Source organism: Exiguobacterium sp. SH0S1 (assembly GCF_004337165.1).
Taxonomy (GTDB): Bacteria; Bacillota; Bacilli; order Exiguobacteriales; family Exiguobacteriaceae; genus Exiguobacterium; species Exiguobacterium aurantiacum_A.
In genome coordinates this window covers 25,901-47,825 of record NZ_SJVC01000002.1, presented here as the reverse complement: position 1 = coordinate 47,825, position 21,925 = coordinate 25,901, and the positions used below count along the sequence as shown (strand labels likewise).

General features: G+C 50.4%; 29 protein-coding genes. 23 read left to right on the top strand and 6 right to left on the bottom strand.

Annotation, left to right across the window (positions count from 1 at the left end; translation table 11 throughout):
- Positions 1–325 precede the first annotated feature (325 nt).
- The 3 genes from EVJ20_RS07090 to EVJ20_RS07080 all read left to right on the top strand — a co-directional run bounded on the left by EVJ20_RS07090 (position 326) and on the right by EVJ20_RS07080 (position 2,402).
- On the top strand, positions 326–763 hold the full coding sequence (locus tag EVJ20_RS07090; protein ID WP_131507526.1) for a DUF1643 domain-containing protein: 438 nt from the start codon (positions 326–328) through the stop codon (positions 761–763).
- A 49-nt stretch (positions 764–812) separates the two neighbouring features.
- Positions 813–1,154: a hypothetical protein gene (locus EVJ20_RS07085; RefSeq protein WP_131507524.1), complete on the top strand. Its 342-nt coding sequence runs from the start codon at positions 813–815 to the stop codon at positions 1,152–1,154.
- A gap of 138 nt (positions 1,155–1,292) precedes the next feature.
- Positions 1,293–2,402: a hypothetical protein gene (locus EVJ20_RS07080; protein ID WP_131507522.1), complete on the top strand. Its 1,110-nt coding sequence runs from the start codon at positions 1,293–1,295 to the stop codon at positions 2,400–2,402.
- A gap of 503 nt (positions 2,403–2,905) precedes the next feature.
- On the opposite strand, the gene EVJ20_RS07075 is transcribed toward EVJ20_RS07080, so the two are convergent.
- Positions 2,906–3,094 (bottom strand): antitoxin VbhA family protein, encoded by a 189-nt coding sequence (locus EVJ20_RS07075; protein WP_131507520.1) that lies wholly within the window; start codon positions 3,092–3,094, stop codon positions 2,906–2,908.
- A gap of 169 nt (positions 3,095–3,263) precedes the next feature.
- Here EVJ20_RS07075 and EVJ20_RS07070 point away from each other — a divergent pair, with 169 nt between their 5' ends.
- The 12 genes from EVJ20_RS07070 (at position 3,264) to EVJ20_RS07020 (ending at position 10,425) form a co-directional block, all read left to right on the top strand.
- On the top strand, positions 3,264–4,250 hold the full coding sequence (locus EVJ20_RS07070; RefSeq protein ID WP_131507517.1) for a tRNA dihydrouridine synthase: 987 nt from the start codon (positions 3,264–3,266) through the stop codon (positions 4,248–4,250).
- Between the two features lie 54 nt (positions 4,251–4,304).
- Positions 4,305–4,811, top strand: a complete 507-nt coding sequence (locus EVJ20_RS07065; RefSeq protein ID WP_131504603.1) for a GNAT family N-acetyltransferase — start codon at positions 4,305–4,307, stop codon at positions 4,809–4,811.
- Positions 4,812–4,919: 108 nt separating this feature from the next.
- The gene (locus EVJ20_RS07060) at positions 4,920–5,246 is read left to right on the top strand and encodes a PadR family transcriptional regulator (RefSeq protein WP_071398061.1); all 327 of its coding nucleotides are present in this window, start codon (positions 4,920–4,922) and stop codon (positions 5,244–5,246) included.
- Positions 5,243–5,773: a DUF2812 domain-containing protein gene (locus tag EVJ20_RS07055; RefSeq protein ID WP_131438786.1), complete on the top strand. Its 531-nt coding sequence runs from the start codon at positions 5,243–5,245 to the stop codon at positions 5,771–5,773. Before EVJ20_RS07060 ends, EVJ20_RS07055 begins: the two co-directional genes overlap by 4 nt.
- A gap of 14 nt (positions 5,774–5,787) precedes the next feature.
- Complete coding sequence (locus tag EVJ20_RS07050) at positions 5,788–6,294, top strand: hypothetical protein (protein WP_131507515.1); 507 nt, start codon at positions 5,788–5,790, stop codon at positions 6,292–6,294.
- A 66-nt stretch (positions 6,295–6,360) separates the two neighbouring features.
- Positions 6,361–6,531 carry a hypothetical protein gene (locus tag EVJ20_RS15160; RefSeq protein WP_161567002.1) on the top strand — a complete coding sequence of 57 codons (171 nt, stop codon included), beginning with the start codon at positions 6,361–6,363 and terminating at the stop codon, positions 6,529–6,531.
- A gap of 137 nt (positions 6,532–6,668) precedes the next feature.
- Entirely contained in the window at positions 6,669–7,055 is a 387-nt protein-coding gene (locus EVJ20_RS07045; RefSeq protein ID WP_131507513.1) for a hypothetical protein, read from the top strand.
- 281 nt (positions 7,056–7,336) lie between these two features.
- The gene (locus EVJ20_RS07040; protein WP_131507511.1) at positions 7,337–8,227 is read left to right on the top strand and encodes a GNAT family N-acetyltransferase; all 891 of its coding nucleotides are present in this window, start codon (positions 7,337–7,339) and stop codon (positions 8,225–8,227) included.
- Positions 8,228–8,262: 35 nt separating this feature from the next.
- Positions 8,263–8,913: an SIMPL domain-containing protein gene (locus tag EVJ20_RS07035; RefSeq protein WP_131464116.1), complete on the top strand. Its 651-nt coding sequence runs from the start codon at positions 8,263–8,265 to the stop codon at positions 8,911–8,913.
- 14 nt (positions 8,914–8,927) lie between these two features.
- Positions 8,928–9,341: a hypothetical protein gene (locus tag EVJ20_RS07030; protein ID WP_236636220.1), complete on the top strand. Its 414-nt coding sequence runs from the start codon at positions 8,928–8,930 to the stop codon at positions 9,339–9,341.
- A gap of 87 nt (positions 9,342–9,428) precedes the next feature.
- Positions 9,429–9,869 (top strand): hypothetical protein, encoded by a 441-nt coding sequence (locus EVJ20_RS07025; protein WP_131438776.1) that lies wholly within the window; start codon positions 9,429–9,431, stop codon positions 9,867–9,869.
- An 85-nt stretch (positions 9,870–9,954) separates the two neighbouring features.
- Positions 9,955–10,425 (top strand): flavodoxin family protein, encoded by a 471-nt coding sequence (locus EVJ20_RS07020; RefSeq protein WP_131438775.1) that lies wholly within the window; start codon positions 9,955–9,957, stop codon positions 10,423–10,425.
- Between the two features lie 38 nt (positions 10,426–10,463).
- On the opposite strand, the gene EVJ20_RS07015 is transcribed toward EVJ20_RS07020, so the two are convergent.
- Entirely contained in the window at positions 10,464–11,243 is a 780-nt protein-coding gene (locus tag EVJ20_RS07015) for a hypothetical protein (protein WP_131507507.1), read from the bottom strand.
- A 226-nt stretch (positions 11,244–11,469) separates the two neighbouring features.
- On the opposite strand from EVJ20_RS07015, the gene EVJ20_RS07010 reads away from it, so the two are divergent.
- The 6 genes from EVJ20_RS07010 to EVJ20_RS06985 all read left to right on the top strand — a co-directional run bounded on the left by EVJ20_RS07010 (position 11,470) and on the right by EVJ20_RS06985 (position 16,148).
- Complete coding sequence (locus EVJ20_RS07010; RefSeq protein ID WP_131507504.1) at positions 11,470–11,871, top strand: hypothetical protein; 402 nt, start codon at positions 11,470–11,472, stop codon at positions 11,869–11,871.
- 82 nt (positions 11,872–11,953) lie between these two features.
- Positions 11,954–13,066: a M14 family metallopeptidase gene (locus EVJ20_RS07005; RefSeq protein WP_131464112.1), complete on the top strand. Its 1,113-nt coding sequence runs from the start codon at positions 11,954–11,956 to the stop codon at positions 13,064–13,066.
- 91 nt (positions 13,067–13,157) lie between these two features.
- Entirely contained in the window at positions 13,158–13,958 is an 801-nt protein-coding gene (locus EVJ20_RS07000) for an alpha/beta fold hydrolase (RefSeq protein WP_070328615.1), read from the top strand.
- Positions 13,959–14,230: 272 nt separating this feature from the next.
- Positions 14,231–14,659, top strand: a complete 429-nt coding sequence (locus EVJ20_RS06995) for a CBS domain-containing protein (RefSeq protein WP_016510664.1) — start codon at positions 14,231–14,233, stop codon at positions 14,657–14,659.
- Positions 14,660–14,757: 98 nt separating this feature from the next.
- On the top strand, positions 14,758–15,261 hold the full coding sequence (locus tag EVJ20_RS06990) for a cupin domain-containing protein (RefSeq protein WP_131507502.1): 504 nt from the start codon (positions 14,758–14,760) through the stop codon (positions 15,259–15,261).
- On the top strand, positions 15,258–16,148 hold the full coding sequence (locus tag EVJ20_RS06985; protein ID WP_070328617.1) for an aldo/keto reductase: 891 nt from the start codon (positions 15,258–15,260) through the stop codon (positions 16,146–16,148). Before EVJ20_RS06990 ends, EVJ20_RS06985 begins: the two co-directional genes overlap by 4 nt.
- Positions 16,149–16,192: 44 nt before the next feature.
- On the opposite strand, the gene EVJ20_RS06980 is transcribed toward EVJ20_RS06985, so the two are convergent.
- Positions 16,193–17,887 (bottom strand): M3 family oligoendopeptidase, encoded by a 1,695-nt coding sequence (locus tag EVJ20_RS06980; RefSeq protein WP_131507500.1) that lies wholly within the window; start codon positions 17,885–17,887, stop codon positions 16,193–16,195.
- 206 nt (positions 17,888–18,093) lie between these two features.
- Here EVJ20_RS06980 and EVJ20_RS06975 point away from each other — a divergent pair, with 206 nt between their 5' ends.
- On the top strand, positions 18,094–18,594 hold the full coding sequence (locus EVJ20_RS06975; RefSeq protein WP_070328619.1) for a PTS sugar transporter subunit IIA: 501 nt from the start codon (positions 18,094–18,096) through the stop codon (positions 18,592–18,594).
- An 89-nt stretch (positions 18,595–18,683) separates the two neighbouring features.
- Positions 18,684–19,283, top strand: a complete 600-nt coding sequence (locus tag EVJ20_RS06970) for a helix-turn-helix domain-containing protein (RefSeq protein ID WP_016509316.1) — start codon at positions 18,684–18,686, stop codon at positions 19,281–19,283.
- Positions 19,284–19,326: 43 nt separating this feature from the next.
- On the opposite strand, the gene EVJ20_RS06965 is transcribed toward EVJ20_RS06970, so the two are convergent.
- The 3 genes from EVJ20_RS06965 to EVJ20_RS06955 all read right to left on the bottom strand — a co-directional run bounded on the left by EVJ20_RS06965 (position 19,327) and on the right by EVJ20_RS06955 (position 21,889).
- Positions 19,327–19,752: a hypothetical protein gene (locus EVJ20_RS06965; RefSeq protein ID WP_131507498.1), complete on the bottom strand. Its 426-nt coding sequence runs from the start codon at positions 19,750–19,752 to the stop codon at positions 19,327–19,329.
- Positions 19,753–19,815: 63 nt separating this feature from the next.
- The gene (locus EVJ20_RS06960) at positions 19,816–21,009 is read right to left on the bottom strand and encodes an ABC transporter permease (protein ID WP_131507496.1); all 1,194 of its coding nucleotides are present in this window, start codon (positions 21,007–21,009) and stop codon (positions 19,816–19,818) included.
- Positions 20,999–21,889, bottom strand: coding sequence for an ABC transporter ATP-binding protein (locus EVJ20_RS06955; RefSeq protein ID WP_071398033.1), 891 nt, complete (start codon positions 21,887–21,889; stop codon positions 20,999–21,001). Before EVJ20_RS06955 ends, EVJ20_RS06960 begins: the two co-directional genes overlap by 11 nt.
- Positions 21,890–21,925: the final 36 nt, after the last annotated feature.

The window sequence follows — 21,925 nt, the reverse complement described above, 5'->3', positions numbered from 1 at the left end:
CAGGGTTTATGTTGAGAGATTGAATTAATGAAGCCTTCCGATGATTGAAAAGCGGAAGGCTTTTGCATTTATTATTTTAGATAGAATTTGGATTAAAAAGTTAATAATTCCTTTATAATAGGGTTGTAACTTTCTTTCTACAAAAGTGTTCTGGCTGTGGTTGCAGTAGAAAAAACTATGAATATGAAGCGGAGTGAGTGGAGTGAGGTTAGAAACTGTAAAAGCGTACGGATCATTCGTGAAGCGAGGCAATCATGTATTTCGAACGTCAGCTTATTTACAATGGGGAGACTCTTCAGAATCTTTAGGGGCATGCTTGTTGTTGATGGATCCAACGATGGAAAATCAACTCGTTAAAATTGTCGAATCGATCTATCAACAGCCTGAACAATTATCGGGTCGCTTCCACATCTATAACTTATTCAACCTGCGAGAGGGAAACAGCGGAAAGGCAATTGAGCAATTCGAGTCGCTCTGTCAAGCTAATCTCTACGAAGTTGAAGAGTCACTGGCAACGGTTGAAGAGTTGCAGCAACATCCGTGGATACTGATGGGTTGGGGTGTTAATAAGAAACAGAAGTGGACGAATCTTCAAACCATTAAACAGAAGTGGTTACATCAACTGGCACAGGCTGATTCGCTCGTCATCGGTAAAATGAAAAGTGGGACTAAGGAATATTATCATCCACTTCCTCACTTGCAAATGAATCGTGCAGCGTTTGTTAAAGACATTGTGGAAATCTACCAACAGCAAAACAGATGATCCAGGGTTAAGGATGAGAAACACTTGATACTTAAAAGGAGGAAGTTAAGTGAATTCAGGGTGGGAGACGATTATATCATTGGGCGGAGAAGGTGGTAGCCTCTGCTTGGCGGGTCGGAGATTAGATGCACAGACATGGGAGTATGTCATGGTGTCTGATGAGTCTACATTGAGTGACACATTTCATGATGAGCAGTTAGAAGCGATTCGTCGCTCGAATATCGTCAGTCGATGGTCAGAAGCGATTGAACTATTAGGCAGGTATTGGATGCGATTAAGTCCGAGATATGTACATCCTGAATTTAAAGAGCGATTTTTAGACGAAATTGAGAAATCAGGTGTCAGGAACGTATCGCATAGATGGATAAAAATTTTTTCATCAAGCGAATGACAATGTGAAAATGAAACAAAATTCTTGTGACTGCTAATTTTAAAAAGACCTGTTTCCACGACTTCGATGCAACAATCTCGATAACTAGATTGATGATTAGATTTTGGTTAAATACCCCAAAGTAAGAGGTGAATACAATTGAATAAAAAATTAGCTTTAATATTCAATTTATTATTTTTTCCTGCATTATTAATGGGCTGTTTTCAAAATGAAGATATAGTAAGAAATAATTCATCAGTCGATATAATAGTTTCAAATTATTTTCCCGAAGTTGGATTGGAAAGAACTTATATTGAATACGGTAAAAGTGGGGAAACTCTAATATCTAATGATACAGTTAAGTTAGAAATTGATTCTTCTGGCGATGAAGTATTATATATACATGCAAAAGATGGGATAGCAGGAGAGCGAATAGTGGAGTATGAAGTAAGTAAAAATTCAATAAAGAAGGTATATATAATTAACGCTATTTTTAACAAGAAAATAGATGAATTAGAACTAACCAATCAGAGGAGTTGGAGTACGGGAGATTCAGATAATGCTTTAAGATATCTAACCGACGATAAATTAGAAGTTACGGTACCCGCAGGTATATTTCAAGAATGTATAGAGGTTACTGAGGTATTCAAGTCAAAAGAATATATTTATACTAGTATATATTATTATGCTCCAAAAATTGGATTGATCAAAACAGTTTTTGAGGTAGATGATGAGAGATTTACTTATACTGAATTGCAGAGCTTCTCAAATGGTACAGAACAAACAAAAGAATTTGAGAGCAATACTCAAGAGAAATCTTCAGGAATAGAAGAAGCTCCATCTCCACAATTAAAATCAGGTGATTTACCCCCTGATACGAACTTGACATCATCTTTGAATATTAATGATTATGTAAACCTTGTAAACCAACACTCGATTAAACAAGTTAATTATAATTTATTGCACAGACCTACTTTTGAAGAAACTGAAAATGAAGTTATCCTTTACTTTACTGAAGATATTAAAATCAGACATGATATCAATGGGAACATTAAGGAAGTTTTCATGAAGCAGGATTCTATGTTAGATGAAGAAAAGCTATTCTATATACAGTGGTTAATCTTAGGTCTCGACCCTCAAATGACTCTTGATGAGGTCAATGAAATCATTTTTCCAAAAGAACCTAATGATTTTTTTGAAGTTGGAGAATTCTATATTGGAATCAAAACTGATTCTAATGGGTTCACTTTTAAAGCCACTCCGAAGTAATGGTAATTGAGTTCGGTTATATCATAGCTAAACTAAGTAAAGTCGAAAGTATTTTACTAAAACGATTTGTCAAACTAAGCTTAACACTTTACTGCGAAGGCCTTGTGCGCTCACTCATTCTAGACATTCCGGTAGATGCCTCCTGCTATTGAAGAGCGCGTCAATGAATGACGTCCGGATGCGCTCCTTAAAGTTGAATACTTGTCGCCAACTTGAATGCTCCCTCTGGAAAAGTGCCTTTGAATGTGTATATTGCCTCCGAGAAATTATCATCCATTTCCTCACTTGAAAACGAATCGTGCAGCGTTTGTTAAAGACATTGTGGAAATCTACCAACAGCAAAACAGATGATCCAGGGTTAAGGATGAGGAACACTTGATACTTAAAGGATGGAAAAAAGTTTGCTCGTCTAAGACATGATAACAATCAGGTCTGAGAATCCCATGACGATGGTCACGGGATTTTTTATTTTTGTTCAAACTTTGTATGTGAGAATAAGTTTTTCAACGCGGACGATGTGTGATGTAGTGGTCGAGAATTGCTTGCTTCAATTGACCCGAAGAGACTTCACCTGTTTCGTATCGCTCCAACAATTTTTGTGTGAAAGAACTTGTTATTCCACCATCAATTTCTGCCATTCCAACTGCAAACTTAACTTGTTTTTGACGTTCGACGTATGAAAGTTTGTCCATATCAATCACCTTCCTTAGTCTGATTTTTATTATAATGATAGCACATCACAGGGGAAGGTTATGCCGTCTAGATGTCTTAAAGATGATTGATAGTTGATACATTCCCCCGTCCATAATAGAATGGATAAAGTGATTTTATTGGATTGATTACGAAAGGGAATGATTTTATATGAACGAAAACTTCTGGCGCGACCTTCCGCGTCCATTCTTTATACTTGCCCCGATGGAAGACGTGACCGACGTCGTCTTCCGTCACGTCGTCGCCCATGCCGGCCGACCGGACGTCTTCTTCACCGAGTTCGCCAACTCGGACAGCTACTGTCATCCAGAAGGAAAAGGTAGCCTGCGCGGACGCTTGACGTTCACCGAGGACGAACAACCGATCGTCGCCCACATTTGGGGCGACAACCCGGACTACTTCCGCGAGATGAGCATCGGCATGGCCGAGATGGGTTACAAAGGTATCGACATCAATATGGGTTGCCCCGTCCCGAACGTCGCTAAGCGCGGCAAAGGGAGCGGTCTCATCTTGCGTCCCGACGTCGCAGCCGAATTGATTCAAGCAGCAAAAGCCGGCGGCATCCCGGTCAGCGTCAAGACGCGTCTCGGCTTTTCGAAGCTCGACGAGTGGCGCGACTGGTTGACGCACATTTTGAAGCAAGACATCGCCAACTTGTCGATCCACTTGCGCACACGAAACGAGATGAGTAAAGTCGACGCGCACTGGGAGATGATTCCGGATATCATGAAACTGCGTGACGAGATCGCACCGGATACTTTGATCACAATCAACGGGGACATCCTCGACCGTCAAATGGGTCTCGAGCTCGTCGAGAAGTATGGTGTTGACGGTGTCATGATCGGCAGAGGGATTTTCAAAAACCCGTTCGCGTTCGAGAAAGAGCCGCGTGAGCACTCGATGGAAGAGCACCTCGACTTACTTCGCCTCCAGCTCGACCTGCAAGACAAATTCCAAGAAGACGTGCCGCGTTCGATCTCGAACTTGCACCGGTTCTTCAAGATTTACGTGAAAGGGTTCCCCGGGGCGAGCGACCTCCGTGTGAAACTGATGGATACGAAATCGACAGATGAAGTGCGGGCCCTGCTCGCCGAATTTGAAGGAAATAAACGAATAGAACAGCTGATTGAAAGCTAATTTTGGAGCGCATAGTCGCTCCTTTTCTATATTTATTAACAGGAGGACGAACAGATGATTCCAACTCGACAGACTGAGCGGCTGGTATTGAGGTCACTCACTCAAGAGGATTTAACAACATACGCCGCCATACTCGGTCAACGGGAGGTGAGCCGTTATTTAGGGGACGGGAAACAGAAGACTCGAGAAGATGCCGCGCACTTGCTGGCTCGTTTCCAGGAGCAGTGGATGGAATATGGCTACGGGGTCTGGGGTGTGGTTGAACGGTCGACGAACCAACTGATCGGTCATTGCGGTTTCTCACGGTTACCGACTGGCGATGTCGAGTTATTGTATGCTTTCGATCCGACCACATGGGGGAAAGGGTACGCGGTCGAGTCAGCTCAAGAGGCACTCGAGTTTCTCGATTTGCTGGCGGGAATAGGACCAATCATCGCGCTCAGCTATCCTGAAAACGAGCGTTCGCAACGGGTCTTGGTACGTCTCGGTTTTACGTATATGAAAGAAGATGATTATGCAGGCGTCAATTTGTTGGTGTATCAGCGCCACACGACAGGATGAGCAACCTATGGGAACATAGGTTTTTTTTGTAGACAATTATTGAAGATGAGCGTACACTCATTATATCGGGAGACGATATAACGGTAGACGAAGTAAAGGAGATAAACTATGACACAATCAGCAGGAACCGTCGCGTTGACGGAAGCGGTGTATTACATTTTATTGTCGCTACAAGTTCCGCGTCACGGGTATGGAATCATGCAATTCGTACAAGAATTGAGCGATGACCGTGTCCAGTTGGCGGCGGGAACATTATACGGCGCGTTAAGCAACTTAGTTGAAAAAGGATGGATTGAAGCAGTGGAGAAAGCGAGCGGACGAAAGAAAGAGTATGTCGTCACACCTCTAGGACAAGCAGTGCTTGAGGCCGAACTCGTCCGGCTCGAAGAACTCGTCACGAATGGAAAACAGTGGATTGGGGGAAACAAATCATGAAAACCAAAACGGTATATCGCTTTTACGCGGATTACGAAAAGGAAGAGGCTTGGTTGAACGATATGGCGGGTACAGGGTGGTTTCTTGAACGTTTTAGACTTGGGCGTTACACGTTTGTGCAAGGGGAGCCGAACAAATATACTTATCGAATCGAATTGATTGAAGAGGCACCAAGTCATCCGAAATCGGTCGCTTACTTTGAATTTTTGGAGGAAATGGGCATTGAGGTCGTCGCGACGACATTTCGTTGGGTCTTTCTCCGAAAACTAACAACTGACGGACCGTTTCGACTCTACTCAGACATTGACTCGAAGATTCGCCATGAACGACGGATTTTTCATCTGTATAGTTTTGTGTTGTATCTCAATTTATTTGTAGCATTCCTCAACCTGTCGAACGGTATCGAATCTTTCCTCTGGGTTCCTAATTTGTTAGTCAGTATACTATTTATCACATTCGTGCTGAAACAATATCGGAAACTTTCAAAGTTGAGGGAGGCGCGTCAACTGGTCGAACGGGATCAGTGATGGAGGAGAATCTGTTGGAACGTCTTCAAGGCGGGGACTTGCGTTCCATCGGACGGGTCGATGAGGTCGTCCAATTCGTTGGCGACGATTCAGAACGATTCGCGGAACTGATGGTCGGGTTGACCGATGACCGTCCTGTCGTCCGAATGCGAAGCGCGGATGCGGTCGAGAAGATCACGCGACGCTATCCTGAACTGTTGAAGGCACATCAGGCGCCGCTCCTCGAACTTTTGCCAGCGTTCACCCAACAAGAAGTCCGTTGGCACGTCGCCCAACTGATGCCGCGGTTGCCGCTCAGCGATGACGAAGCGGGGCAGGTCGTCCGTGTTCTAAAAGCATGGATTGCTTCCGAGACGAGTAAAATCGTCATCGTCAATTCGCTCCAAGCGCTATTCGACTTGAGCGTCCGCTATTCGCGCTTCCATGATGAACTGATTGATTTGCTCCACAAACAACTCGATACAGGAAGTCCGGCTGTCCGTAGCCGTTGTAACACATTGTTGGCTAAATGGGGAGAGTGAGTGGGAAATGAAACGTTTTTTTAGATGGATTCGTATGTAGTGAGCGGAAGGAAGGTGGCGATGGAAATGAACGAATGGCGTGAATCAGCGGTCGGGCTTGGCCTTATTTTCGGAACGGCTGCCGGGATGATCATCTCTCTACTATTCGATTTTACGGTTGCATACGGGATTGTCATCGGCTCGATAATCGGCTATTTGATTGGACTCATCATTTCCATTCGCGCGATGAAACAATGACTATGATGATATAAGAGTGGGAGGCAAATAACATGAGTGAATTTCAATTTATGACGAGCGATAGACCGCTAAAAGAAGTCGAAAATCCATATATCGAATTCTTATCCATCAACTAGGCCATCAAAAAAGGTGTCGTGTTGCCTGAAATGCTCACAGACGACGAAGACCTCGATCGCGACGAAAAGATTTTGATGCACGTCGAGGCAGAAGAGCAACTCGACGAGATTGAGGTCAAACGAGAACTTTATTATGCAGAGGAAAACGTCGAAGCGTACTCGAAAAAACCGCACGTCGCTGAATTGCGTTGGCGCTACACCGAAACGAGAGCCCAGCAACTCGTTGACTACATCACCGACCATCTGAAGACGACGGACGAAGTCGAGATTTGGAAAGTGTGGGTCGATGAACAGAGTGAGCCGAGCGTTCGTTCGATCACGCTCGACGAGCTGACGATTGATGAGTTGCGGTTTTTAGGGGATGTCGGGTTTGAGCGGCCAGAGTGTCTCCTTGTCGTGAAATCGTGATGTTTCTCAGATTTTCCGGACGTGGCATCACGTCCGGTTTTTTGCCTCCTCTTGAAAAAAAACTGCTACATAACAAGAGAATGGTTGGAGCGGGAGTGGGGACACGATTATTCGGTTGTTCACTCTTTTTATTTCTTGTGCGAATTGACCGATGTCAAGTGGGCGGGTAGTGCGATGCCATCGTGAAGGAGGTTTCGAAGTCGCTGGCGAATTGTAGCAACATCACGTATTGACAGAGACTGGATGCTGTTCAGTGGAAATTTTATAGAGGGGGTGGCCTAGTGATCTCATTTCGACCGTATTCACATGAGCCTTATGTATCGGAGGATGCTGTAAAAGTAAGAGACTTTCTCATCAGAATCAACTTAACGGAGCTGCAGGCACCACGTCTTTTATGGGGGGCGTGGGACTGGGCGGTGAACCATGCGCTTCGTGATCAAGAACATGTGCATCGGATTGGCATGTGGGAAGATGAGGGGCGCCTTGTCGCCCTGGCGACGTATGAGCTCAATTTAGGGGAAGCGATTTTGGTCGTGGAGGAAGGGTACGACGCATTGAAGCCTGAACTCGTTGCCTATGCGGTCGAGCGATTGCATAGTCATGGTGATTTGCGACTATTGTTACCGGATGAGGATGAGTGTTTGCAACTGGCCGCCTTAGAGACAGGATTTCGACCGACGAGACACATCGAGCGGTTCGCGAAAATCCATGTTTCCCGGATAAGTAAGGAGTCGTTGCCGCACGGGTTCTCCTACGTATCTCTCGCGGATGAATGGGATTGGCGACAATACAACCAAGTGATGTGGCGTGGCTTTGACCATGATGGGAATGCGCCGGATGATGCCGCGACCATCGCTGGACGGAAAAAAATGTTGTCGAGTCCTGCGATTCTACCCGAACTGATCCTTGCCATTGCCTCACCTGAGGGGAAGTATGTGGCACATTGTGGTGTCTGGTATCGCCCGGGTGATCGCTATAGTTACGTCGAACCGGTCGTGACGGACCCGACATACCGAGGGAAAGGCTTTGGGAAGTCGGTCGTCTATGAGGCAATCATACGGAGTGGGAAACTAGGGGCAGAACAGGCGATTGTCGCTTCAGACCAGATGTTTTATTACAGCATCGGCTTCGTTCCGTTTCGGACGATGACGCAATGGCAATTGCACAATTAAGCGACTTAGGATAGAGAGAAAGGGGAGAATGAAACATGGAACGCACCATCACAGTCAAAGGAACGGGAAAAGTATCGGCCAAGCCAGACTTGATTGTCGTGAAAATGGAGTTGACCTCGAAGGCCGTGCGTTATGAGGAGACGATGAACGAGGCGGCGACGGCCGTGGCGCGTCTGCAAAAGGCGCTTGGACAGGCCGGCTTCGATAAGACCGCTCTAAAGACGACGGACTTCTCGATTGATACAGACTATGAAAGTTACCGTGACGAGGACGGAAATTATAAATCTCGATTCCGTGGCTATGTGTGTGAGCAACGAACAAAACTTGAGTTTGATCTCGACACGAAACGCTTGTCTGACGTCATCCAAAGCGTCACGAATTCAATGGCGGATCCGAAACTGTCCATCAAGTTCACAATTAAAGATTCAGATGTGGTTAGCGATGCACTCCTCGCCAGCGCGGCGGAGAGTGCGTTGCATCGGGCTGAACTGTTGACGAAAGCGGCCGGTGCGAAGCTTGGGGAATTGAAACGGATTGACTATACGTGGGCCGAGCTCCATCTTTACTCGCCAACTAATTTGGTATTCCATGAAGAGGTATTCCATTCACAGGCGTCGATGCCAGAGCTTCAGCCGGACGATATCGATTTGAGCGATACGGCGACGTTCGTCTGGGCAATCGAATGAAACGAGTCGTTTGGATGGTGGTGTTGCTGCTGTCCGTCTCAGTGTCGGTCCACGCCTTGTCCTGGGCGTATGCGTTCGTCGTCTTGGACGGACGGGTGTATGAAGTGACGGACATTATGGTCTCGGAGGCTGATCTTGGTGACGTCGTCGGCGAGGTCGAGACGTTGGCTGACGATATGACCGGCGACTATTATGGGGACGCCTCGAACATGTATCCGATCGGCACAGAATATCGTCAAGTGGAGGGGGAGTCGGTCGAAGACGTGCTCGCGGTTGAGGATGAGACGGAGTGGAGGCGGGCCGAATTCGTCCATGAGGCGCCGTTTGACAGCCGGAATCATGTAGACGTGATCGCCTATGCGGCCATCGGTGTCGGGATTGCTGTGTTTGTATATGGGTGGTTGAGGAAAAGAAGAGTAGTAGGCTGATTTTAGGACGAATATGTATTGCCCATAGATCAAGTGACATCATACGACTTGTCGTTCGACGACTCTCACATGGAGGAGACGATCACTATGTTTGAAACTTATTATTTTATACTAGGGATTATCAACAGCTTATTATTGATCACGATTTTTTTGTTAGCGAAATTCTCTGACATGTCGAAACTGAAAGTTGTAGGAATGGCGTATTTATTCCTGGCGATCCCGGCGCTATACGGAATCATCATTGCGCAACAGCAACAACAGCCGATCCAGTACAGTATTTTTTTAGGGATATTCATAGCTTTTCTCATTCTCGAAGGACTTTATGATTTCGTATTGAAAATCTCGTTCCGTGAGAACTTCCGAAAATATTGGAAACAGTTGACGCCGTATTTGATGCTGTACTGGTCGATGAATTATGGGTTTATCATTATGACATGGAGACATTCCGTCGTCCAAGGTGGCATCATGTTAGGGCTATTTGTCGTGCAAGTGATCGCCAATATGATGTCACACACGAAAAAAGAATGAGCATGTAAATTGGTATAGAAACGCCAAGAACGGGAACAGATTCGTGTAGGTGTTAAATGGTCTTGGAAAGAGAGAAGGGACAGTCATGAAAATCCTCATCACTTTTGACTCGATGTACGGATGCACAGAAAAAGTCGCCCACGCCATCAAGGACGGATTCGGCGAGCTTCATCAAGTCGAGGCAGTTCACATCAGTCATATCGGCTACGGGGATCTCGCCAACCTTGATTTGCTCGTCGTCGGATCACCGACACACGGCGGGCGCGAGACCGAGGACGTGAAGACGTTTCTCGACGGACTGTCGGATCACGCGCTCCGCGGAGTGCGGGCCGCAGCGTTCGATACGAGCATGGCCGAAGAAGACCAAGGCTTTTTCGTCGGGAAGATCGTCAAGTGGTTCGGCCACGCCTCGACCCGGATCGGCCGGGAGCTTACGGAAAAAGGGGCAGAGCCCGTGCTTCAAGAATCATTCCTCGTCCTCGACAAAGAAGGACCGCTCAAAGATGGAGAGCTCGAGCGGGCCCGCGACTGGGCAAGTCATCTGTTCGATAAATAAAGATAGCGCATTCCCGTTCGAGGAATGCGCTATCTTTATTAGTAAACTGTTTCAGCACCGATCAATGGAACTGTGATGTCCCACCCAGCTTGCGATGTGTAAGTATGATCACCGATAATATAGCCGTCGACCGTGACGACATCGTCAGTGAAAAAGTCTGTCAATTCTGGATAGTAGAGCATGATAATGTCATTTGGACTCCACCCGTAAGATGTTTGCGTGACGGCCAGACGAATTGTTGTCCCTTCTTCGTCTTCTTGGATTTGTACGATCTCTCCTTTGAAGCGAACTGCCTCACCCGCGTATCGATCCGCACCTTTACTCAAATGCTTGAACTCAATGGTCGAGTTTGCAAAAGCTGCCTCTTTTTCTTTCGCTTCCTCAGCTTCGCGTAGCTTTCGCTCCTCTTCTTCTTGTTTTGCCTTGGCTTCTTCTTCAGCAATTCGTGCGGCCTCGGCTTTTGCCTCTTCTTCAGCGATTCGTTTTGCCTCTGCATCTGCCTTTTGTTTTTCTTCTTCTGTCAGTTCAGGTGCCTGTTCGACTTCATTTTCTGCAGATGCAGTTTCCGCCTGAACATCTGTCACGTCCTCAGTAGGGATGGTTGCGCCAAGAACGATCATTCCAATTACAAATGATGCGGCAATCAAAGGAAGCATCACGCGTTTTTTACCTTCGCGCTTCCAAAGTTTGTAAATCGGTAAAAGCCCTGCTACCAAAATAAGTCCTGCTACGATTGCCCCGTCTGCCATGGCGAGAAAACCGAGTAATAGAAATAAAGACGCTACAATAATCAAAGAAATGCTTTTAAATTTTTTCAAAATAATATAATTCCTTTCATCTACAAAAAATTGTTTAGTGAATGCTCACAAATACGTACGATACTACAAATCTATTAGGAAGTAGATGGAAAAACGGAAATTATATTAGAAAATCGTTCGACAGTTTGCGAAATCTGTCGAAAATCGTGCTTGTAGACCTATGGAACGGGTTAGAAAACGGGTAAATACAAGTGTAGCTCTTTTTCTAAAGAATGGAGGGAGAAGGATGAAAAAATGGGAACGAGATGTGCTTGTCGGGTGGATCGTCGTCTTGCTCGTGTTGATTGCTCATTACGTGATCACCGTGTCGCTCGGCAACACCTATTTTGCCGAATCGACGTTGAATCGGATGCTCTGGTTCAGTAGCTTCCCGGCTTTTTTGATCGCGTTTATCGCAGCACTCTTCCAAAAAACGAACACGATCACCCTTGCCGTCCGGCGCGCCGTCATTTGGACAGCCGAGCTCGTCGTCGGGTTTTCACTTGTCGCCTTGTTCTTCCGCGCGTTCGAACCGTTGTTCGCAAGCCCTGGTGCGTATTGGCTGTTCGGTGCCCTCTTGCTCGCCCCGCTCGTCTACTTGTTTGCGTTCCGCCGCCAAGACCGCGGCACGAAAGCCGGAGCCCATTAATCGAAACGCCTTCCTCGGGAGGCGTTTTTAGCTTGCCTCGAAATGGGAAAGGGGTACAGAAGACATGAATGGAGGAAATCATATGAGTACTTATTTTTCATCATCTTACGACGAGTCGCGCGAGAGGTTTCTCGATTTGCTCGACACCGTCAAACAATACTACCCGAGCGCGCGGACGATGTCGCATTCGATCGGGGAAGATACGATCGACGTGATCATCGGCGAACCGGCCGGGTCACGTGAGGCGATGCTGCTCATGACGATCGGCGAGCATGGGATCGAAGGCTACGCCGGTGCGGCCGTGACGCAGCAATTCATCGAGACACAGCTCGGCAACGTCCGCCATGACGTGACAGGCGTCTGCTTCATCCATGCGGTCAACCCATGGGGGATGAAACATTTCCGGCGCGTCAACGAACATAACGTCGATTTGAACCGAAACTACGTCGTCGACCGGGAATCGCTGCCGCGAAACGTCAATAAAGAGTACGAGGTGATGCGCCACTTGTTCGTCCCGGACGGTGTTATCGACGACTACCACGAGGCGCGCGAACACATTTATTCGTTCCTCGGCTCTGGCATCAAGCTCGACGGGTTCGACGCGATGACCGAGGCGAAAGGGATGGGCCAGTACCAATTCCCGAAAGGCGTCTATTATGGCGGGGACGCCGACGAACCGTCCGCCGTCTTCATGAAAGAGATCCAGCACGATCTTCTCGACCGTTACGACCGGGTCGTCCATATGGACTGGCACACCGCACTCGGACCGACGAACGAAGTGACGATGCTCGTCAGCGAGCGGGACGGACGCAGCGCCGAGCAGTTAAAACAGACATACGGGTTGAAGAACATCAAGACGTACAATCCGGATGACGTGCTCGGCGACTCGACGAACCATTTCTATTACGTCCGCGACACGCAGCATCCGGACAAGCAGCTCGTCTCGGCCTTGTTCGAATTCGGGACGTTCGGCACGTCGACGAAAGCGCTGATCCGTGAATTTTTGACGATCATTTTAGAGAATCGTCTCTATTTCGAAGGTACGAAAGACCCGGAGGCACGGAACGGCATCAAAAAAGAATTCATGGCCATGTTCTACCCGGAAGACGAGACGTGGAAGACGTCCGTGTTACGAGAAGGCGCGCAAGCGGTCGAGCATATCTTGAAGGCCGAATCGCTCTGGCGCGATGGTTGACAGGTTTTCAGTTCGCTCAAACGGGAACAGATGGGTTGTGGGCAAACGTACGGCGCACAACGCTCAACAATACGATTGGGGGTTTTGAATGATGGGGAATTACATTACAGCACATGACGGGACGTCTATTTTTGTCGAGGACGTCGGAACGGGCGACGCGGTCGTCTTCTTGCACGGCTGGCCGGCGAACAACAACATGTTCGAGTATCAGAAGAACGCGCTGTTGGATGCGGGCTACCGCTACGTCGGTATCGATTACCGCGGTTACGGGAAGTCGGACGCACCGGCTACGGGCTATGACTACGAGACGATGGCGTCTGACGTGAACATGGTCGTCAACGGCCTCGGTGTCAAAGACTTCACACTCGTCGGCTTCTCGATGGGTGGGGCGATCGCGATCCGCTATGCGGTCGATTATCCGGACGGTGGTTTGAAAAAACTCATCCTCGCCGGCGCGGCGGCACCGGTATTCACGCAACGCCCGGACTATCCGTACGGCATGACAAAAGAAGAAGTCGACGCCTTGATCGAAGATACGAAACGCGACCGTGCCTCGATGTTGACCGGGTTCGGCGAGATCTTCTTTGAGAAGAAGCATCCAGAGCCGCTCCAAAACTGGTTCCACAGCTTGTCACTCATCGCCTCGAGCCACGGGACGATCGCCTCGGCGAAAGCGCTCCGCGACGAGGACCTTCGTGAAGACTTGCCGAAAGTCGGCGTCGAGACGCTGATCATCCATGGCGTCCACGACAAAGTCTGTCCGTTCGAGTTTGCCTTAGAGATGGAAAAAGGCATCCCGAACGCGCGCATCGAGCGTTTCGAGGAGAGCGGTCACGGTACCGTGCTCGACGAGATGGAGAAGTTCAATCAAACGATGTTACATTTTATCTGATTAGACGAGACGCCTTGATCGAAAGGCGTCTTTTTTTATGGACTCGGACGGGTAGAATCGATGCGTACAGGGTATAAATAATTGGAGTTACTTTCCAGTTTTCTGTTGATGACGTGTCACGCCGGTCCTGTTCTTGTAAAGGACTTTTTTCTGTGACAGCAACTAATGAAGGGAGGGTGAAACAATTGTGGGGTGCGGTCAATTATTGCGGTCAACCCTACGATTCATGGTACAATAGCGTGGTGGATTAACAGATTGAGGAGAGATTATATATGAACATCGCTTTCTTTTTATATCCGAAAGAAGACGTCAAATATTTAGACCCGGAGTCGACGGTGCGGCAAGCGCTCGAGAAGATGAAGCATCATCGCTTCACCTCGGTGCCGCTCGTATCCGAGAACGGCTTTTACGCCGGAACGATGACGGAAGGAGACTTACTGTGGGCACTCGCTGAACAACTTCGCGGGGAAGAAGATTACGAGAAAGTGCTCCGGACTCGCCTGAAAGACATCAAACAACGCATACGCTATAAACCGGTATCGATCACGGCGCAAATCGAGGAGCTCGTCGATGCGATCACCGATCAAAACTTCGTGCCGGTCGTCGATGACGGCAAGTATTTCATCGGTATCATCCGACGCCGTGACATTATCGAGTACTACTCGACGAAGTTGAAACAGCTCGAGAGCGAAGTACGCTAACGCAGTGGCTCGGCCCTTATTAAAGGGTCGGGTCATTTTTTGTGTCGATTATATCCCGTGTAAGTCGGGTACAGTGTCAGAGACAAGGAGGCGATCACATGGACATGTCCACATATCGGTTTAAAGATGACGGCTCGATCCCGAACAACCCGTATTTCCCGGTGCTGTTATACCGACGCGTGTTCGATGAGGCGGACGGCATCCAGGCGACGTTCGAGCATAACGGTTGGGGCAACAGTTGGGTGAACGGTGTGTTCGACTATCACCACTATCACAGCAACACGCACGAGGTGCTCGGGGTGAGGTCAGGCCGTGCGACCGTTCAACTCGGCGGCGCGACCGGCGATCTCGTCTCGTTGAATGCGGGTGACGTGTTGATCCTGCCGGCAGGGACGGGGCACCGCCGACTCGAGGCGAGCGATGACTTCGAAATCGTTGGGGCGTATCCGGAAGGACGCGACTATGACACGTTGACGGGCAAGCCTGAAGAACGCCCGGACAACGTCCATCGAATCGAACGCGTCGACAAACCGGCGACCGATCCCGTCTTCGGGACGATAGGGCCGTTGCACGATCAATGGATCAAGGAGGAAACAACATGAACCGAATTCCACACACACTGATTTTGGCGGCATTGAAACAACACGTGGTCAAATTGCCGGACGGGCGCGAGATGCGCGCCCTCGGTCAAGGCACGTGGCGCATGGGCGATGACGCATCGAAACATGACGCGGAGATCGAGGCGTTACAGACAGGTCTCGACTGCGGATTACACGTCATCGACACGGCCGAGATGTACGGGGAAGGCAAGTCGGAGACACTCGTCGGGGAAGCGATCCAAGACCGGCGCGAGGACGTCTTTCTCGTCTCGAAAGTGTATCCACATAACGCCGGGGGCGACAAGCTCGTACAGGCGTGCGACGCGACGCTCGAGCGGCTCGGCACCGACTATCTCGACCTTTACTTGTTGCATTGGCGCGGCAACATCCCGCTCAAGGAGACGGTCGACGGGCTCGAACAGCTGAAAGCAGACGGGAAGATCCGGGCGTGGGGCGTCTCAAACTTTGACGTCGACGACATGAAAGAACTGCTCGCCTTGCCGAACGGGAAGCATTGCGCGGTCAACCAAGTGCTGTATCATCTCGGCAGCCGCGGCATCGAGCACGACTTGTTGCCATTTCTAGAAGAGCAGGGCATCCCGATGATGGCCTATTCGCCGCTCGCCGAAGGCAGCGACGTGAAAGAGAAAATCTTTAACGATGAGACGGTGAAACAAATCGCCGAGGCGTATCATGCGTCGGTGGCCCAAATCCTGCTCGCGTGGACTGTCCGGAGCGGCAACGTCATCGCCATCCCGAAAGCAGGTCAGAAAGCGCACGTCGAAGAGAACGGGGCGGCGCTGCTCCTCAATTTGACTGAAGAAGATTTCAAAGCGCTCGATGAGGCGTTCCCGCCGCCGAGCGGGAAAGAACCGTTAGATGTGATTTGAGGACAAAAAGGGTGAGCCCATGCGGACTCACCCTTTTTCTATCTTCAGTTCGCTAACGGGTGCTTCAATAGATAGTCTTCAATCTGTCCGAGCGTGTCTTTTAACACACCGTCTTCGAACGGTGACTTCAGTCCGGCCAGTTCGACGAGCTCGAGGAACGAGCGGCTGCCGCCGGCCTGACAGAGTGTGAGGTAATCGCTCCACGCCGACTCACGGTCCTCATGCATGCGCACCCAAAACTGGAAGGCACAAACTTGGGCGAGCGTGTAGTCGATATAATAGAACGGGCTCTGGAAGATGTGGCCTTGTTGGTGCCACCATGCGCCCGACTCGAGGTAGTCGTTCGTCTCGTAGTCGCGGTGCGGCAAGTATACCTTCTCAAGGCCACGCCACGCCTGACGACGTTCTTCTGCCGTCATGTCCGGCTTCCGGTAGACGATGTGCTGGAACTCGTCGACGAGGACGCCGTATGGGAGGAACGTGACGCTTCCGGCCAAGTGGTTGAACTTGTACTTGTCGACCTGGTCGCCGAAGAACAGCTCCATCCACGGCCAGCAGAAGAACTCCATCGACATCGAGTGGATCTCACACGCCTCGTACGTCGGGAACGCGTATTCCGGCGTCGTCAAATGACGGCTCTCATATACTTGGAAGGCGTGACCGACCTCGTGCGTGAGCACGTCGATGTCGCCGGCCGTGCCGTTGAAGTTCGAGAAGATGAACGGGAGACCTTCAGACGGTAAGTACGTGCAGTAACCGCCGCCAGCTTTGCCGGGCTTCGCCGTAAGATCGAGGGCGCCGCGCTCTTGCATGTACTGGAAGAATTCGTCCGTCTCGCCCGAGAGCTCACGGTACATCTTGTTGCCGCCCTCGATGATGAACGACTCGTCGCCTTGCGGTGTCGCGTTGCCGTCCGGGAAGACGAACGATTCATCATAGTAGCGGAGCGTATCGACAGCGATGCGTTTCGCCTGCTTGTCTTTTAACGTCGTCGCGAGCGGGACGATGACGTCGCGCACTTGTTTACGGAAGTTGTCGACCATCGACTCATCATAGCCGACGCGTTGCATCCGGGCGTAGCCGAGTTCGACGAACGACGGGAAGTCGAGCGCGTGCGCGATCTCGGTCCGGACGCGGACGAGTTCGCCATAGATGCGGTCGAGCTCGTCACCGTTGTCGGCGAGGTATGTATAACGCGCCTCGGACGCTGCTTTTCGTACCGACCGGTCGGGTGACTGTAAGTATGGGCCGAACTGTGACAAGTTGAGCGTCTTGCCATCGAACTCGATCTGTGCGGCCGACATCACTTTTTGATAGCTCGTCGCGAGTCGGTTCTCTTCTTGCAGTTTCGGGATGAGCGATTCGTCGAACGTTTTGAGTGCCCGTTCCGCGAGTTCGAACAATTGGCTGCCCCATTCCGCTTCGAGCGCACTTCGAAGGTCGTGCTCCGTCAAGACGCGATAGTACGCCTGGACTTCTTTCTCGTAGACCGGCAACGCGTCGTCAAAGAACGTCTGCTCGGCTTCGTAGAACGCATCACGCGTATCGATCGAGTGGCGGATCGCGACGAGCTGACTTTGCGTCTCGAACGCGTTCCGTTCCTGGTTGATTTGGCGAATCAATTCGTTCGCCTCTTCGAGTGTGCTCGCTTGCTGCAATTCGACTGAATAGTCCGACAATCGGCTGTTTAAAGCGTCCACGTCGGGCCGTTCGTATGACAATTTTGTGAAAGTCGTCATTGTAAGCGCCTCCATCATGTGAAATTTTTATAAAGTGTAAAAAGGGCTTGCAAAAGCGATTGCACACTCGTATTCTTACGATGTGTAAACGAATTCGCACTACCTTAATACAACTATACCGTGAATAGGGTAGGGATTGAAGTAATAGCTTTTCGGGTATAAAAGCTAAGACTTTGATTAACAGAACATGTTGGAGGGATTAAGCTATGGGATTCTTTAAAAAACTTTTTGGTGGTAAAGACGAGCAACTGAACGCGGTGTCACCACTTACAGGGAAAGTCATCGATATTACGAACGTGCCTGACCAAGTGTTCTCACAAAAAATGATGGGTGATGGCATCGCCATCGAACCGACAGACGGAAAAGTCGTGTCACCGGTCAACGGGACAATCGCGACGGTCTTCCCGACGAAACACGCAATCGGCATCAACGCGGACAACGGTGCGGAGTACTTGATCCACATCGGTCTCGACACGGTCAACCTTAAAGGTGAAGGCTTCGAGACGCACGTCACTGAAGGCCAAGCCGTCAAAGCGGGCGACCCGCTCGTCACGTTCGACCTTGACTTCATCAAAGCGAACGCACCGTCGACGATCACACCGATCATCATCACGAACCATGACAGCTTCGCTGTGAACAAACTTGTTGCTGAAGGCGACAACGTTACAGCCGGTTCATCTGAAGTCGTCGAGTTGACGAAAAAATAATTAATTCGACCACTTGCTCGGAAGCATACGCTTCCGAGTATTTTTTTGTGGATTCGGGAACTATAATGGAAAAGAGGGGGTAGAATTCAATGGATGGTAAAAATGCACCGTACCGGGGTTATGGGGACCGGATCCGAATCTTGCGTGAGCGGACGGGTATCTCGATCGAGGCACTCGCCGAACAGATCGGTGTCGCTCCGTACTTTATTCGCCGGACCGAGCTCAGTGAAGTGTACCCGACGATGCCTTACATAGAGGCGCTCGCCGAGGCGCTGAAGATTGACGCGAACTACTTGGCACGGCACATTTGGACGGGGGAATCCTTGAAGGTGCTCATGAAAGGCAAAGCCCCTGAACTCGAACAGATGAAGCTCGCCTATGAAGAAGCGATGCACGGGAAGTCGACGGAAGACATGCAGCATCAGCTCGAGACGCGCATGCGCATCTTCGACTTGATGCACGAAGAGGAACTGCGCCGCATCTTTGAAGAGGACGAGGAACCGACGTCGCACCACGCGTTAGAAGCGTTGGTCGATGCCGTGCTCGACCTCGGACGGACGCATGAGGCGACACATCGCATCGTCCCGTTTGCCCGCTACGTCGATCAGCTCGTTCCGGAGCAGTTCGTCGATAACTCGTTCCAATATACGGAGTTTGGCATCGTCGATAAGTCGTATAAGTTGCAGTGAGCACAAAAAAGCAGCCGTTCTGAGCAGAACGGCTGCTTTTGATTTAACGCATTGGTCTTGCTTCATAACGCACTTTCGGTTTCGTCCCGGCAAGCAGGAAGCCGAGCACGATGTTGAGAATCGTGAGCACCCAGCCGATGTAACCGAACGTATAGGCGAGGCTCGCGAGCATCGTCTGCCAGTCGAGTAAGGAAGCGGCATCACCGCGAACGGTGAAGCGGATGACCGTGAATCCGACGAGTGTCGTCAGCGTGATCAAAATCCCGATCCACGCGCCGCCGAACCTTGACGTCTCAGAACGTCGACTGACCGGATACCAAAACGCGAGCGTTCCGAGGAACGTGCTGCCCGCGTATGCGAGCAAGATTTGCCACAACGCGTCGGCCTCTAAGAAGACGGTATAACAGATGAACGTCGTGAGCGTCGTCATGAATGTAAAGATCAAGGCTGCGAGTAATCGTGATCGCATAGTTCGTTTCCTCCTCATTTTGCACATTCTTTAGAGTATACGAAAACGAAAATGCTGTAAACGTTATTGACGATTTTGTAATATTTGACGCCATTGTTTAATCGCGTTGTTCCCGTAGAACAGGACGCCGCCGCGATAGAACTTCGAACCGATCCAGAGAATGACACCGATCGAGCCGAGCATGATGCCGATCGACAAGGCGACTTCCCAGACCGGTACGTCAACGAGCATGACGCGGAGGAACATGAGCATCGGCGTGAAGAACGGGACGAACGACAAAATCGTGACGATCTGCGCTTCCGGATTGTTCAACCCGAACATCGCGGCGAGGAAACCGGCGACGAGGAGCATGATGACCGGCATCGTCATCTGCTGCGACTCTTCGACGCGGCTGACGAGCGAGCCGAGGACGGCGAACATGGCCGCATAGAGCAGATAGCCGAGCGTGAAGAACGTCAATAAGTAGATGACGGCCCGGGCGTTGCCGGCGTTGTCGATGACCGATTGGGCCATCTCATTGCTGCGGGCGCTGAAGTAACCGAACCCGAGGAAGATGCCGATCTGTAACAGGGCGAGCGTACCGATCGCTGAGATCTTGGCGAGCATGTGCGTCACCGGATGCGTCGTCGAGATGATCAGTTCCATGACGCGCGACGACTTCTCGGTCGTCACTTCGGTCGAGATCATCGAACCGTACGTGATGATCGATACGTAGAGCAGCATGAGCATGATGTAGACGAACGCGAATGACGAGAACAGCTCTTCTGAGTTCTCACCGCCACGGCCGAGGTAAGATTCCTCGATCGGGACCGGCTCGTTCAAAGCGGCGAGGACGGTCGGGTCAATGTTCGACGTCTCGATCAGCTCGGCGTTGCGGACTTCGCGGAGTGCCGTCTGCAGGAGTGTCGTGAAATCGGGCTCCGGACGGTCGGACAAGACGCGGGCCGAAGCGCCGTCGATGAAGGCGACGATCTCGTAATCCCCATTTTCGAGTCCCGAGCGCGCCTCGGTCTCGGTGATATCGGCCGATCTGACCCCTTCGTAACCGAGCGACTGCATGATTTCAGTCAGTTCGGCGTTTTGCGTGACGAGGAGCGCCTGGCCTTGATCGGTGTCCTCGAAGTTCGCGAGCAGGCGGTCGATGTTCGTGAAGCCGAGGATGAACACGATCGTCAAGATCGTCGAGATGAGGAACGCCTTCGACCGCAGTTTCGAGCGTAGCGTGAACGCGTACAATGGTTTGAAGTTATGAAACATGGCTGCCTACCTCCTTGATGAAGATGTCGTTGAGCGAGACGGGTTGGCGCATGAACGTTTTGACGGAAGCGCCTGCTTGCACGAGGGCGCCGAGCACCGCGTCGCTGCCTTCGAACGAGTCGAGCCGGACGAGGTGACCGTCGCGATGAGGTTCGACCGCTTTGACGATCGGGAGTGCAGTGAGGACGTCGACGCGATCGGTCTCGATGAAGAGCACGGGCTCGGCGTAACGCGACTTGATCGTCGGGACGTCGCCGCTGACGACGGCGCGGCCGCCTTTCAAGATGCCGATATGTTGGCACAGCTCTTCGACGTGCTCCATCCGGTGACTCGAGAAGACGATCGTCGTCCCTTCGTCGCGCAGGGCGAGCACTTCACGCTTCAAGATCTCGACGTTGACGGGATCGAGGCCGCTGAACGGCTCATCCAAAATGAGCAGTTCCGGGTTGTGGAGCAGCGCCGCGATCAACTGAATCTTTTGCTGGTTTCCTTTTGACAGCTGTTCAACACGCATCGTTTCGTACTGCGGGATCTCGAGCCGTTCGAGCCACGACTTGACGGCACGTTTCGCCTCAGCCGACTTCATGCCTTTCAGGCTGGCGAGAAAGACGAGCTGGTCGCGGACGGGCGACTTCGGATACAGGCCGCGCTCTTCCGGCAAATAGCCGACGATGCGGTGGTCGACGTTGCGTCCGTCCCAGAGAATCGTGCCGTCGGTCGGCTTTAAAATGTCTAAGATCATCCGAAACGTCGTCGTCTTGCCGGCACCGTTCGCCCCGAGCAGGCCGTACATCTCGCCACTGGGGACGTGAAAGCTCAAGTCGTCGACGGCCGTGAACTCCCCGAACTGCTTCGAGACACGGTCAATTTGTAAAGTCATATGTAAGTCCTCCTTATTAGGTGTCTACTCTTAGCG

Bases quoted from the DNA above. Each gene is read 5' to 3' on its own strand.
- EVJ20_RS07065 (WP_131504603.1), top strand. From the start codon at position 4,305: ATGATTCCAACTCGACAGACTGAGCGGCTGGTATTGAGGTCACTCACT.
- EVJ20_RS06980 (WP_131507500.1), bottom strand. From the start codon at position 17,887: ATGACGACTTTCACAAAATTGTCATACGAACGGCCCGACGTGGACGCT.
- EVJ20_RS06970 (WP_016509316.1), top strand. From the start codon at position 18,684: ATGGATGGTAAAAATGCACCGTACCGGGGTTATGGGGACCGGATCCGA.
- EVJ20_RS07030 (WP_236636220.1), top strand. From the start codon at position 8,928: ATGGTGGTGTTGCTGCTGTCCGTCTCAGTGTCGGTCCACGCCTTGTCC.
- EVJ20_RS07025 (WP_131438776.1), top strand. From the start codon at position 9,429: ATGTTTGAAACTTATTATTTTATACTAGGGATTATCAACAGCTTATTA.
- EVJ20_RS07090 (WP_131507526.1), top strand. From the start codon at position 326: ATGGATCCAACGATGGAAAATCAACTCGTTAAAATTGTCGAATCGATC.
- EVJ20_RS06965 (WP_131507498.1), bottom strand. From the start codon at position 19,752: ATGCGATCACGATTACTCGCAGCCTTGATCTTTACATTCATGACGACG.
- EVJ20_RS07060 (WP_071398061.1), top strand. From the start codon at position 4,920: ATGACACAATCAGCAGGAACCGTCGCGTTGACGGAAGCGGTGTATTAC.
- EVJ20_RS06975 (WP_070328619.1), top strand. From the start codon at position 18,094: ATGGGATTCTTTAAAAAACTTTTTGGTGGTAAAGACGAGCAACTGAAC.
- EVJ20_RS07035 (WP_131464116.1), top strand. From the start codon at position 8,263: ATGGAACGCACCATCACAGTCAAAGGAACGGGAAAAGTATCGGCCAAG.
- EVJ20_RS07000 (WP_070328615.1), top strand. From the start codon at position 13,158: ATGGGGAATTACATTACAGCACATGACGGGACGTCTATTTTTGTCGAG.
- EVJ20_RS06955 (WP_071398033.1), bottom strand. From the start codon at position 21,889: ATGACTTTACAAATTGACCGTGTCTCGAAGCAGTTCGGGGAGTTCACG.
- EVJ20_RS07070 (WP_131507517.1), top strand. From the start codon at position 3,264: ATGAACGAAAACTTCTGGCGCGACCTTCCGCGTCCATTCTTTATACTT.
- EVJ20_RS07020 (WP_131438775.1), top strand. From the start codon at position 9,955: ATGAAAATCCTCATCACTTTTGACTCGATGTACGGATGCACAGAAAAA.
- EVJ20_RS07075 (WP_131507520.1), bottom strand. From the start codon at position 3,094: ATGGACAAACTTTCATACGTCGAACGTCAAAAACAAGTTAAGTTTGCA.
- EVJ20_RS06990 (WP_131507502.1), top strand. From the start codon at position 14,758: ATGGACATGTCCACATATCGGTTTAAAGATGACGGCTCGATCCCGAAC.
- EVJ20_RS06995 (WP_016510664.1), top strand. From the start codon at position 14,231: ATGAACATCGCTTTCTTTTTATATCCGAAAGAAGACGTCAAATATTTA.
- EVJ20_RS15160 (WP_161567002.1), top strand. From the start codon at position 6,361: ATGAACGAATGGCGTGAATCAGCGGTCGGGCTTGGCCTTATTTTCGGA.
- EVJ20_RS06960 (WP_131507496.1), bottom strand. From the start codon at position 21,009: ATGTTTCATAACTTCAAACCATTGTACGCGTTCACGCTACGCTCGAAA.
- EVJ20_RS06985 (WP_070328617.1), top strand. From the start codon at position 15,258: ATGAACCGAATTCCACACACACTGATTTTGGCGGCATTGAAACAACAC.
- EVJ20_RS07055 (WP_131438786.1), top strand. From the start codon at position 5,243: ATGAAAACCAAAACGGTATATCGCTTTTACGCGGATTACGAAAAGGAA.
- EVJ20_RS07005 (WP_131464112.1), top strand. From the start codon at position 11,954: ATGAGTACTTATTTTTCATCATCTTACGACGAGTCGCGCGAGAGGTTT.
- EVJ20_RS07010 (WP_131507504.1), top strand. From the start codon at position 11,470: ATGAAAAAATGGGAACGAGATGTGCTTGTCGGGTGGATCGTCGTCTTG.